At 29.8% G+C, this 13540-nt stretch carries 11 protein-coding genes; 2 read left to right on the forward strand and 9 right to left on the reverse strand.

What is annotated here, in order from left to right:
• Positions 1 to 15: 15 nt before the first annotated feature.
• The 4 genes from recQ to ACREVU_RS12095 form a co-directional block, all read right to left on the reverse strand.
• Positions 16 to 2190, reverse strand: a complete 2175-nt coding sequence (recQ, locus tag ACREVU_RS12080) for a DNA helicase RecQ (RefSeq protein WP_431551851.1) — start codon at positions 2188 to 2190, stop codon at positions 16 to 18.
• Positions 2191 to 2527: 337 nt separating this feature from the next.
• Positions 2528 to 2908, reverse strand: a complete 381-nt coding sequence (locus ACREVU_RS12085; protein ID WP_431551852.1) for a response regulator — start codon at positions 2906 to 2908, stop codon at positions 2528 to 2530.
• Positions 2909 to 2966: 58 nt separating this feature from the next.
• Positions 2967 to 3725 carry a LytR/AlgR family response regulator transcription factor gene (locus ACREVU_RS12090; protein WP_431551853.1) on the reverse strand — a complete coding sequence of 253 codons (759 nt, stop codon included), beginning with the start codon at positions 3723 to 3725 and terminating at the stop codon, positions 2967 to 2969.
• A 31-nt stretch (positions 3726 to 3756) separates the two neighbouring features.
• Positions 3757 to 4404 (reverse strand): sensor histidine kinase, encoded by a 648-nt coding sequence (locus ACREVU_RS12095; protein WP_431551854.1) that lies wholly within the window; start codon positions 4402 to 4404, stop codon positions 3757 to 3759.
• A 305-nt stretch (positions 4405 to 4709) separates the two neighbouring features.
• Between ACREVU_RS12095 and ACREVU_RS12100 the strand changes: the two genes are divergently transcribed.
• Both ACREVU_RS12100 and ACREVU_RS12105 read left to right on the forward strand, forming a co-directional pair.
• Entirely contained in the window at positions 4710 to 5201 is a 492-nt protein-coding gene (locus tag ACREVU_RS12100; RefSeq protein ID WP_431551855.1) for a YajQ family cyclic di-GMP-binding protein, read from the forward strand.
• Between the two features lie 327 nt (positions 5202 to 5528).
• The gene (locus ACREVU_RS12105) at positions 5529 to 5774 is read left to right on the forward strand and encodes an AbrB/MazE/SpoVT family DNA-binding domain-containing protein (RefSeq protein ID WP_125004371.1); all 246 of its coding nucleotides are present in this window, start codon (positions 5529 to 5531) and stop codon (positions 5772 to 5774) included.
• A 125-nt stretch (positions 5775 to 5899) separates the two neighbouring features.
• Here ACREVU_RS12105 and ACREVU_RS12110 read toward each other — a convergent pair whose 3' ends face one another.
• The 5 genes from ACREVU_RS12110 to ACREVU_RS12130 form a co-directional block, all read right to left on the reverse strand.
• Positions 5900 to 6133 (reverse strand): hypothetical protein, encoded by a 234-nt coding sequence (locus ACREVU_RS12110; RefSeq protein ID WP_431551856.1) that lies wholly within the window; start codon positions 6131 to 6133, stop codon positions 5900 to 5902.
• A gap of 730 nt (positions 6134 to 6863) precedes the next feature.
• Positions 6864 to 9230, reverse strand: a complete 2367-nt coding sequence (locus ACREVU_RS12115) for an ATP-dependent DNA helicase (RefSeq protein WP_431551857.1) — start codon at positions 9228 to 9230, stop codon at positions 6864 to 6866.
• A gap of 52 nt (positions 9231 to 9282) precedes the next feature.
• Positions 9283 to 11217 carry an ABC-F family ATP-binding cassette domain-containing protein gene (locus ACREVU_RS12120; RefSeq protein WP_431551858.1) on the reverse strand — a complete coding sequence of 645 codons (1935 nt, stop codon included), beginning with the start codon at positions 11215 to 11217 and terminating at the stop codon, positions 9283 to 9285.
• A 165-nt stretch (positions 11218 to 11382) separates the two neighbouring features.
• Positions 11383 to 11568, reverse strand: a complete 186-nt coding sequence (locus ACREVU_RS12125) for a hypothetical protein (protein ID WP_431551859.1) — start codon at positions 11566 to 11568, stop codon at positions 11383 to 11385.
• A 313-nt stretch (positions 11569 to 11881) separates the two neighbouring features.
• Positions 11882 to 13516 (reverse strand): S41 family peptidase, encoded by a 1635-nt coding sequence (locus ACREVU_RS12130; RefSeq protein WP_431551860.1) that lies wholly within the window; start codon positions 13514 to 13516, stop codon positions 11882 to 11884.
• Positions 13517 to 13540 lie beyond the last annotated feature (24 nt).

The raw sequence follows: 13540 nt of genomic DNA on the forward strand, positions 1-13540 counted from the left end.
GTTTTCTCCTTTTTCCTAAGAAATTTTATTGTTAGAATACTTAAATATAGCTGCTTTTATAGCTAAATAATCTATTTCTTTGGGCAATGCATCTTTAATAGGTTTTAATTTTGAAGCTCCGATTTTTTTTATAACCTCTATAATAAGTGCTTCATGATGTTTTGGAATAAAATCATCTAAATTCACTTCAAAACCCTCATAAGCACATTTTAATATATGATCTTGTACTGTAAGGCTTTTTAATTGTCTCTGGCTTATTATTTCCTCTATGCGCATGCCTTTTTTATACATATTATAAGTAATTACATAACTAGGAACCTTATCTTCATTTCCACCTTTTCCATCTACCACAGGTTTATCTATATCCGAAATATCAACCTCTTCATTATATAGCATTTCCGGTGTAAGTTCTATATTATTTTCACCCATATATGTTTTTATAACCTCAATAAATTCCTCACCATACTTATTGAGTTTAGATTCTCCTACTCCTTTTATATTAAGCATCTCTTTTTTATTTACTGGGAAATACTCGCTCATTTCTCTTAGGGCACTATCTGCAAAAACAATATATGGTGGAACTTTTTCTCTTTCGGATATTTCTTTCCGAAGAGTACGCAGAATTTCAAATAACCCAGTATCACGAGCTGCCTTAGCTTTTCTTTTCTCAACTTTTTGATAAACTTTTTCCTTGCTTTTAAGTACTGCCACAGCTTTTTCTTTTAAACGAACCACTGGAAATTGACCATCTGCAAGGGAAAGATAGTCTTCTGCTGTAAGAACATTTATAAGATCCCTTATTTCTTTAACAGTATATTGCTTTATTATTCCATAGGTAGATAGCTTATCAAATCCAAGATCTAAAACTTTTTTATTCTTTGATCCCCTGAGCACCTCTGCAATTAAAGTTGTACCAAACCTTTCCTTCATTCGAAGAATACAAGAAAATATTTTTTGCGCCTCAATAGTTATATCAACTAATTCACTTTCATCATTACAAGTACTACAGTTTCCACATTTGTCTTGAACGTTTTCTTCCCCAAAATATTCTAAAATAAACTTTCGCAGGCACCTAGTGGTGTGGGAATAATCCACCATAGCTTGAAGTTTCTTATATTCATTTATCTTTCTTTCAGGTGATCCCACACTTTGCTCTATAAAAAATTTTTGAAGTAATACGTCTGCAGCTGAAAATAAAAGTATACACTCACTAGGCTCCCCATCACGGCCTCCACGCCCTGCCTCTTGATAATAAGCTTCCATGCTTTTGGTCACATTATAATGAATTACATATCTAACATTTGATTTGTCTATTCCCATTCCAAAAGCATTTGTAGCCACAATAATGTTTATATCATCATACAGAAACTTTTCTTGGTTTTCTTTCCGCTGCACGTCTCCTAGTCCTGCATGATATTTTCCAGCATTATATCCTTTTTTAAGTAAAAGTTCACAAAGGTTATCTGTTTCTTTTCTTGTAGCTGTATAAATTATCCCTACTTTATCTTTGTTATCTTTAATATATTTTAAAACAAAATCTCTTTTGTTTTCTCCGCGAATAACAGTGAAGCTTAAATTTTCTCTGTCAAAACCAGTTACATAAACATCTGGCTTTCTTAATTCTAATAGTTTTATAACGTCTTTCCGTACTGCGTCTGTTGCCGTAGCTGTGAAGGCCGCTATTATTGGTCTTACCGGTAATCTTCTTATAAGTCCAGAAATTGATGCATAACTAGGCCTAAAATCATGTCCCCATTGAGATACACAATGAGCTTCGTCCACTGCTAAAAGCGATATTGTCAATCTATTTAGCATATTTGAGAAATATTCTGATTCTAACCGTTCGGGGGCAACATAAAGAAGCTTAAACTCACCTAGTGCTACCTTATCAATTCTTTCATTAACTTCCACAATACTGAGTGAGCTATTTATATATGTTGCCGCTATATCTACACTGTTTAAGGTATCGACTTGATCCTTCATAAGAGATATAAGTGGTGATACAACAAGTGTTACTCCAGGAAGAAGTAGTGCCGGTATCTGATAACAAACTGATTTCCCTGCACCCGTAGGCATTACCGCAAAAGTATCTACCCCACTCATAATGCTCTCAATTACAGCATCTTGTCCTTTTCTAAAATTATCATATCCATAATGCTTCTTTAATTTTTCTTGTGCTTCACGTAACATTCATTTCTACCTCTCATCCCTAATAATATCTTCTAATAGTATAACATTTTTTTAAAAACTTTGTACCCTTGTGGTGATGAACTTTATATTTGTTTTAATTTAACTTTATTGGTTTGCATAAAAGAACCACTTTATTTATTTTCGTCAATTTTATAATATTTAAACCCTAATAATCATTAAATTTTTATCCTTTAATATAATTTTAAATAAATATCACTATAAAGAAATAAATACTACCCCCACAAAGATAAATAAATAAAAATATAGACCTACTCTTATATTTTAAACATCTAAAATATAAGAGTAGGCCTATAAAATCTTATTGTATTAATGAAATTTAAAGCTTTAATTCTAATACTTCTTCAGCTATAGCTAAAACTTCATTAAAATTAAAAGGCTTAGTAATATATTTATCACATGAAACATCAAACCCTCTACTTTTATCCTCCGCTTGACCCTTTGCAGTTAACAAGACTATATACGTATCTGTAAGCTTTAATTCCTTTTTCACTATATTACACACCTCATACCCATTTATCGCAGGCATCATAATATCTAAGAAAACTAAATTAGGGCTCTCAATAGTAATTATCTCCAGCGCTTGCTTTCCATTTTCAGCAATAAGTATTTCTACCCCTTGTTCCATAAACTCTTCAAGTATTTCCATAAGTAATAGTCGATTATTAACTTCATCATCTACTATTAGTATTTTTTTCATTTAACAATCACTACCTTTATCTTTAATATTCAATTAAACAATTTAAAAAAACCATGACTTACATATCAATTATTCTTTTAAATTCCTTAACATAATGCCTACTTACAGGTACTTCCTCTTTCCACCCCTCTATTTTTAGCACAAAAGTACTATTAAACCAAGGTACTATTTTATGAATTTTATCTAAATTAACCAAATAACTTTTATGGCATCTAAAAAAATTATGATTCATTAATTTATTTCCCAATTGATTTAAAGTGCACTGTGTAGTAAATTTATCATCCATGGTTAACACAAACACCTCTTTATCCATAACCGTACAATATAATATATCTTGTGGGTGCACAAGATATATGCATTCATTCTTCCAAAGTGGTAACTTTTTCATACCTATAATTTCTTGTTTTTCTGGAATTATATTATTATAGCTACAAGAGGTTATCTTTTCATTACAATTATATCTTTCATTTATTTTATCCATAGTAATTTGTAGTCTTTTTTCCGAAAATGGTTTCAACACATAATCAATAGCATTAATTTCAAAAGCTTTTACTGCATACTTATCAAATACCGTTGCAAATACAATATTCACTGGGAAACCCATCTTACTTATCTCATCAGCTAAAGTAACCCCATCAATCTCTGGCATTTCAATATCTAGAAAAACAATTTCCGGTTTAAATTTTCTTATGAATTCTAATGCTATTAAGGGATCATAATACTTACCTATAATTTCTATTTCACTGTTTTTACTCAAAATAAAACTTAGTTCATCCAAAGACAATTTTTCATCATCAACTAAAACTGCTCTTAACATATAACCCCCACCTATATTAAAATTTTACAATCTACTCGCATTTTATATTTTCTATCGGTATATATAAATTTATGTATGTTCCAATATCTAATTTACTAATCACCTCTAACTTAGCATCATATAAATCAGTATATTGAGAATTAAAGTTTGAAATAGACCCACATTTTTCATTACTAAATATCTGCCTTATTTGCTCTTTCTCCATACCAACACCATCATCTTTTACTCTTATTACTATATTTTCACTATCTCGTTTAACGACAAGAGTTATAGTTCCTCCAAGATTTTTTTTTAAAATTCCATGGGTAATGGCATTATCTATTAAATTGTACAATGAATTTTTAGGAATCAAAAAATTTACATCTTCTTGAATATCATACACAATATTTAACCTATCACCAAATCTAACCTTTTGAATATACAAATAAGATTTTATACACTCTATTTCCTCATACAAAAGAACCGTCCCATCTGTTACATCAAAGTTAAACCTTAAATAACTACTAAGTTCTAAAACAACTTTCCTAGCCTCTTCAGAATTTTCCCTACAGAGTGATAGTATGCTATTTAAAGTATTAAAAAGAAAATGTTGATTTATATAAGATACCACTTGCTTACTTTGTTCCCTACCTTTAATATTATTTAACGTCATTAACTTATTTTTTTTAATTTCTGTCAAAGTTTTTTCTCCTTCTAACCATCTATGCTACATATTATTATTCATCATAAGTTATATTTATTTTATGTCTAGTAAGTATATCGTTACATTTTCTATATACCTTAGTAAAAAAAACAATGTTGTAAACTATAGATAAATAACATGAGATATTTATGAATTTTTTGTAAATAGTAGGTTATATCAGTATATTATTATGTGAATTTTAATCTTTACCCATTAACTACTGGACATTTCCAGGTTATTAACCTACTATTAATTAAGAGAATTCAATTAGTAACAGGAAAATATAGAGGAGGTTTTTAATTATGGCAGCTGCACATTCGTTTGACATAGTATCAGATGTAGATATGCAAGAAGTAGACAATGCAATAAATCAAGCATTAAAGGAAATCAAACAAAGGTATGATTTTAAAAATACTATTACTGAAATCAATCTAGGAAAAGAAGATATTAAAATAATATCTGATGATAACTATAAATTGAAATCAGTTATAGAAGTTCTCGTAAGTAAATTAATTAAAAGAGGTATATCCGGAAAGGCATTAGACCTTGGAAAGCAAGATGAAGCTACTTTAGGCTCTGCAAGACAAACTGCTAAAATTATAAAAGGTATTTCTACGGAAAAGGCTAAAAAAATAATTGCAGAAATTAAAGCTACTAAAATTAAAGTTCAAGCACAAATTATGGATAACCAATTAAGAATTACTGGCAAAGACCTAGATGATCTGCAACAAGTAATGGCACTTGTAAAATCAAAAGATTTTGGCATTGCACTTCAGTTTACTAATTATAGATAGTTACAATTTTAAAGGTTAGTGCCATTGGTACTAACCTTTTTTTATTTTCTACCTTTTTATTTCCAAATTATTTTATATATCTAATATTTTACACTAATTACAATGCATTATAATTATTGTATTTTTATAAAAAATTATGTATAATGTAGAAGGCATTATAAAACTGTTTAAAATGACAGGCTATTATAGTTTTTTTGCATAATACGTAAAAGTTTATTAATTTTAATTATTATTATTAAATATTTTCATAAATCTATTGACGTTTTATGTTAGTTTTGCTATAATTTAAATATAAATAAGTCGAAAGATGTTTGAGGAGGAAATTATATGAAATCAACAGGTATTGTAAGAAAAGTGGACGAACTTGGAAGAATTGTTATTCCTATAGAATTGAGAAGAACTTTGGATATAGATATCAAAGATGCTTTAGAAATTTATGTGGATGGTGAGCAAATTATTCTTAAAAAATACGAACCAGCTTGTATTTTCTGTCAAAATGCAAGAGACGTTGTAAACTACAAAGGCAAAAATATTTGTAAAGACTGTCTTGCTGAATTAGGTTCAGGTAAATAATTCAAGAAATTTTTCATTAAATATTTCATAGCTTATTTATAAACTATGAAATATCTATAATTTATTGAATAAACAAAAAAGCCAAAAGAAATATCCTATTTTAGGAATATCTCTTTCGGCTTTTTTTATGTTTTTATCCTAAACACACTAGAACATTTTGAGCAAGTTACAATGATCTTACCCTTTCCCTTTGGTAATCTTAATTTTTGTTGGCATTTAGGGCAACTAGTTATTATATACTTTCTTCTTTGTTTTAATGATTCCATAGGTTTGTATCTCTTAACTTTATTACTAATTAATTCCATATCATTTTTAATTTTTTTGTTGATTAATTTAATGTTTTTTTTAAAATTATCCATGTTATGATGGACCCCTCTTTTCGTATTTTCAAAAACAATTTTTTTATTATTTCTACCCCATACCGTATATAATTTAATTGTTATAACCCTTATTATTCTTATAATACAATTCTAGCACTATAACTCCTAAATCATTATTAATTTTCTGTAAAAATTATCCCAAAATAGTTCATAACATTGTACTAATACATAATTTTTCCTTTTGTTCTTTTGAAAATAAATAATTTACCAGTAAATAAATTGTTGAAATATATTGCATTTTTTTGATTTTCGCAGTCTAATTTCCAATTTTTATACTTTTTGTCGAATCTATTTAGTATTTTTCATTTTTATTCTTCGTCATATTAAATTTTAAGAAATTCTATTGACTATTTGTGTTAATCGTGTTATTATTTAAATAAGAAATAAGTCGAAATACAACAATAGTGTATCCACATAAGATAAATCTTATTTTGACATAAATCTACAAAGATTAGAATTCCCCAAAACAAAAGATAAAAAGGAAACTGTTTACTTTATAAATATTTAACAATGATGCTGATTATTTGTACTAATATTAGTGCTAACAAACAGAGAACAATTATCGTATTCATAGATGTAAATATCTTATTTTAATGTAGATATATTTGTAGCAATTATGAGTAAGTAGTTTCCTTTTCTTTATCCCCCCTAAATATATAATTTTAATTATTTATATAAAAAAACTTGAGCAGATGCTCAAGTTTTTTCTTTATTCCCAAAATTCACAAATCTCTTTTCTTGCAACAGTGTTATTAGTTATTTTAAGATAATACTCCCACTGCTTTGGAAATAGCTTTCTATATCTTTGATGAAGAAATCTATCATCTATTAAAAGTACAATTCCTCTATCTTCCTCTGTTCTAATAACTCGTCCCGCTGCTTGAAGCACTTTATTCATACCTGGATACATGTAGGCATACTCATAACCACAATCACTTTTATTATCAAAATACTCCGCAATAATTTCTCTTTCAAAGCAAATCATTGGAAGTCCAACACCGATTATTATTACACCGATTAATCTATCACCTTTCAAATCAATACCTTCAGAAAAAATACCACCTAAAACTCCAAATCCTAAAACATTTTCAGAATCAATATCAGTAAAATTTTGGAGAAAAGTTTCTCTGGCATCTTCATTCATAAAACTACTTTGAACCCTTATATTAATATCAGGATATTTTTCAGCAAACAAATTACTCACAGCATTCATATACTTATATGATGGAAAAAACACCATATAATTTCCACTTTTAGCACTCACCACAGCATATATGTATTCTACTATTTTAGAGTAACTATTTTCTCTGTTTTTATATTTAGTAGAAATATCCTTAGCTATCATTAATTTAAGTTTATTTTTATTGAAGGGAGAATCTAAAGTTAGATGATAATCTTCACTTTCTCCGCCCAAAATTTCTTTAAAATATAATAGTGGTAGCAGTGTTGCAGAGAAATAAACCACAGATTTGCCTCTTTTAGATGCTTCTCTTAAAAGTTTAGAAGGATCCAAACAAAACATCTTTAATACCACATCATCCCCACTACACTCCACATATGTTATATATTTATCATCATAAAGTTCAGCTATTCGAATAAAACTCAAAGAATTAAAGTATAATTCTAAAAAATTGTCATACATCTTAGATTTTTCATTTTTTGTAAGCCATACTTCTAATATTTTGGTAAGATTGTTAAGGAGGTTGTATATACCTGCTGGTTCCGCATTTTGCTTATAATATCCCTCGTCATTACACATCTTCTTCATACCTCGCATAAATGCATTTAACTTATTTAAAGCTTTATACAAACTGCCATCTACACCTTTTACTTCTCTTTTTAATACTAAAAGTGGTTTTTTATGAAACTGCGCCGAAAACATTTCACGTGCTCTATCCACTAAATTATGAGCCTCATCAACCAAAATAGTGTAATCTCCATTGTTATCCATAAAAAATCTCTTTAGGTAAACTCTAGGATCAAAAAAATAATTATAATCACATATAATACAATCAGACCATAGGGTTAAATCCAATGAAAATTCAAAGGGACAAATGTTATACTTGTTTGAATAGTTCTCAATTATCTCTCGGCTATATGTACTTTCATTTTTTAGAATATCTAGTAGAGCCTCATTAACCCTATCGAAATGTCCCTTTGCAAATTTACATTGCTCAGGATTACAAGCGCTACCCTTGCTAAAGCATATTTTATCCTTGGCAGTTATTATAATGGTTTTAAATTTAAGTCCATGCTCTTTCATTTTATCGAAAGCAATTTCCGCTACCTGCCTTGTTATGGTTTTAGCAGTCAAGTAAAAAATTTTAGAAGTATGCCCTTCTCCCATGGCTTTCACTGCTGGAAACAATGTAGATATTGTTTTGCCTACCCCAGTTGGGGCTTGAAGAAACATTTTTTTGCCCTCTACCACTGTTTTGTATACCGAAACGGCTAATTCTCTTTGGCCATCCCTATAACTATCAAAAGGAAATTTCAAATCTTTTATTGTATTATCTCTTGTTTCATTCCAATCACTGGTTATGTTTGCCCATTTAAAATAGCTAGAAATAATTTCATTAAAAAACTCCTGTAGTTCTTCAATAGAAAGGATTTTTAAAAATCTTCTAATCTTTTCATTATCAATTTGGTAATAAGTTAATTGAACGTTAACAAATTGAAGATTATTTTGCATTCCATATATATATGCATAACACTTTGCTTGAGCCCAGTGAAGGCTATTATAATCTTCCTTAAGCGATTCTAAATCTTTAGTAACTGTTTTAATCTCATCTATGGTAACAACCTTATCTTTTATTAGAATACCATCAGCACGACCATCAATTATGATTTTACCACCATCATACGATACAATGTGCTTTAAACTAACCTCCGACAAATATTCTTCTCCAAGAAGAACAGAATATTTTTCTCTGTTTTCCTTTTGTATTTTCTGATGTGCTTTGATACCCTCAACAGCTCTACTACTCCCCATAAACCTGGTATCTAAATCTCCTGCCCTTAGTACAAATTCCACTAAATTACGCACAGATATTTTTATATCTTTATTTTTACCCATAATTTTACCTTCTTAGCGATTAAAGTTGTTGATATTTTAAACCTTTGATGATTTAATTATCCTTTTGCGCCTCTATTTTCTCATCTAATTCATTTAAATATGTCCATCTTGTAATGTAGTGTTCAAGTTCTCTTGCTACATCCTTTTGCTGCTTAACTAATTTCTGTAAATATTCAAAATCACTACTACCACCATTGATTTTTTTATTAATCTCTTCTAGTTCAGTTTCTTTCTCCTCAATTTCACCATCAATTTCATCAAATTCCTTTTGCTCTTTAAATGTAAACTTTAATGGCTTATCTTTTTTAGCTTCGCAGCTTTTATTTTCTTCATTTTCACCTTGCTTATCCTTTTTAATTACCACGTCATTACCTTCAAGTAAATTTGAGTTTTTTTCTATATACTCTTGATATTCCGAATAATTTCCTACAAATTGAATTATTTTTTCATTTCCTTCAAAACTGAATATTTTTTCTGCAACTCTATCTAAAAAATATCTATCGTGGGATACAGTTATAACCACTCCAGCAAATCCATCTAAATAATCTTCTAATACTGCTAGGGTCTGAATATCGAAGTCATTAGTAGGCTCATCTAAAAACAATACATTTGGAGCTTCCATGAGAATTCTTGACAAGTATAATCTTCTTTTTTCCCCGCCGGATAAATTAGAAATAAAAGAATACTGGGTAGTTCCATCAAATAAAAATCTCTCAAGCATTTGTGAAGCTGTAATCTTTTCTCCATCCGCTGTAGATATATATTCTGCTGCTTGGCGAATATAATCAATTGCCCTCATATTTTCATCCATAGCACCATTTTCTTGATGAAAATAACCAATTTTAACAGTTTCACCCCATTCTATTAGGCCACTATCTTGTTTTATCATTCCACTTAAAATATTCATAAGTGTAGACTTCCCTATACCATTAGGTCCTATAATTCCCACTTTATCTCTCTTTGTAAATATATGACTAAAATCTGCAATTAATTTATTTTCACCGTAAGCTTTATAAATGCTCTCTACATTAATAATCTTTTTACCAAGCCTAGTTGATGCTGAAGATAATTCTAACTTATCATTTGAAATGTCGATTTTAGCATCTTGAAGATCCTCAAAACGTTCTATTCTAGCCTTTTGCTTTGTAGTTCTAGCTTTTGCTCCACGCCTTATCCAAGCTAGTTCCTTTTTAAATAAACCTTGTCTTTTTCTCTCCTGCGCATCCATTAAAGCCATTCTTTCAACTTTTTTTTCTAGAAAAACACTATAATTACCCTGATAACTATATAAAACGCCTCTATCAAGTTCCAAAATCTTATTTGTTATCCTATCTAAAAAGTATCTATCATGTGTAATCATGAGTAGCGCGCCTTTTTTATTGTTCAAATAATTCTCTAACCAATCTATTATAATATTGTCCATATGGTTTGTAGGCTCATCTAAGATCAATAAATCAGATGGAGTAATTAGTGCACTACACAGGGCAACTCGCTTTCTTTGTCCACCTGAAAGGTTTCCTATATGCTCCTTAAAATTAGTTATGCCAAGCTTTGTTAAGATAATCTTAGCTTCGTTTTGGACTTGCCATCCATTGCAGGCATCCATTTTATTGTTGTAGCTCATCAATGACTTTTGAAGTATTTCATCTTCTGGATTCATTTGTAATTTTTCTATAGCAGTTTCATACTCTCTTATAACCTTCATTACATCGGTATCGCTTTTAAAAATCTGTTCTAGCACCGTAGCTTCTGAATCAAATTCAAGATCCTGTGGTAAATATTCTATATTGACCATACTGCCCTTTAAAATTCTTCCGGTATCCGGAACTTCAAGTCCAGCTATTATTTTTAAAAAAGTAGATTTCCCCGTACCATTAACTCCGATTAATCCAATTTTATCGCCATCACTTATACCAAGAGATGCTTTATTAATGAGTATTCTCTCACTATAACTTTTACTCACTTCTTCTATTGTTAATAAATTCATATAAGTACCACCCTTTTCATGTTATAACATTATACTTTAATTATAACCAAATAAACACCCCAGTGATAGTGTAAATTTGCAGAAGGCAAATTCTTCACTATCACTGGGGTCTATTGTTTAAGTTTAAACTCCACTTTTACTGGGTTATGAGCTTTTAATCCGTACTTACAATAAGATGAATAAAATCAGGCTCATTATTAATGCAACCCCAATCATTACAGGTATCAACATTTGAAATTGGGCTATAACAATAGCTACAATATCCTTTAAGCCTACACCATCATCATATTTCACTTTTTTACATAGCAAATCGCCAGCTATTATCCCTTTAAGTTCTCTTTCCAATTTCATAGCAATCTCCTTCCTTTATTTTTGCACCTGAAATAAATTGCAAAGTATAATAAGCCTTATAGGCTTAAAAATAATTTAATATCATGCTCTACCATTTTATGTAAATTATAATATATTTTCTATATATTGGCAATATATTTCTTTCGACTTCTGTTTCCCATTATTATCTACATGCTTTTGGATAATAGTAAATGTTTATACAAAATTCAACCTAATAAAAGGTTTTCCTACTTATAACAACATAAAAAGGCCCACATTTTTTATATATTGTGAACCTTTTAAGCTGTATGCAAGTTTTTAAAAAAATACTACTTTAAGGTACTATATATCTAATTACAGTAGCTTGTTTTATATTTTTCCCAAATACATCTAATACACTATCATTGACTATCAAATAATATGTTTGTCCTTTTTCTAATTGTTTAAGTGGTGTTGCTAATACAGTATTCTTATTAGCCTCTAATTTTATTGGAATCCTTTTTCCAGTAGTCTCAGCCATTAGTTCAATCCCATTTGACTTTATACTGTCAAAATCTATAGGCATATTAAAATTAACGGTAAAATATTTATCTACATTTATATCTTTTTTTAAATCACTTAATATTTTATAATTAGAAAATCCCTGAAGAATATTATTACCTAACTCATCACTGGTTATTTTTTTCCAACCTACATTAGTTCCGCGGTAAGTATTATTTAGTGAACACTTGCTTAGTATGTAAGTAAATGTGGTCCAACATTCCTCGCTTCTAGCCATTTTAAGGTCGATGTAAAACTCTTTGCCATCTAGATCAATTCTCATATATCCACTTTTATTTTCTGGCACACTTGTACCACTAAGAAGTAAATTTGCTACCTTCAATGAATCACCTACATCACTCACTACTTCAAAATCTGGAGATATTCCAATCTTATGAATTATATTACCCTTTGGAGAATAAAATTTTTCCACAGTAAGCTTAAGGTAACTACCGTCAGACAAGGGAAACATCTGTTGAGCAACTCCTTTTCCATAAGTCGTTGTACCTACAAACAAAGCCTTGTCATAATCCTTAACAGCTGCTGCTAATATCTCCGATGCACTAGCAGAATATTCATTTATCAAAAATATTATTGGCTTGTCTATAAGTTTATCATGGGCTACTGCTTTAAATTTATGCTGTACTGAATTTTTATCCTCTATAGTAATCGCCGGTTCATTCCCAATAAAATGACCTGCTATATCTAGTGCCGTGCCCATGTATCCCCCACCATTATATCTGAGGTCTATAATGTAACTGTTAGCTCCCAAACCATCCATTTTAGTTAAGGCTGCTGAAAACAAATCACCAGTATCCTCACCAAAAGACACAATAGTTATATGCGCTACCTTTCCTGCTAGCATTTCACTTTCTACTGTTGGCGACTTTATTTCTCTACGCTCAACATTAAAATTAAGTATCTCTGTGCCTCTGTGCACTACTATCTTCACATAAGTACCCGCTTCACCCTTTATATATTTTATTGCTTCCTCAGCAGATGTAATTCCAACTAAACTCTTGTCATCTGCTCCTACAATAATATCTCCCGCCACAAGTCCTACATCTATTGCTGGAGAATTTTCAATAACCCTAGACACCCTAATTCCTTCTGGAACCAGCTCAATCCCAATACCTATTCCACTAAATGTATTGTTTATGCTGCCTGTAAATTCTAAATACTCCTGTTTTGTAAAATAATCAGAATATGGATCATCAAGTCTCTTAACCATTTCAGTTAAATCTGGTGCATTTAATACGTAATCTGATACTGTATTTACATAATTGCTTTTTATAATATTTTTTCCTTCTTGGAGTACAGTACTCTGAGCTAATACTTTTGCATAAATGGGATTTAAAAATAATAGTATCAATAATATGCTTAATACCCTTTGAAACTTATTAATATTTATAAACGATTGCTTTTTCATAACCTATCCCCCATCAAATAATAA

The organism is Clostridium sp., assembly GCF_050717535.1.
Lineage (GTDB): Bacteria > Bacillota > Clostridia > Clostridiales > Clostridiaceae > Clostridium_AD.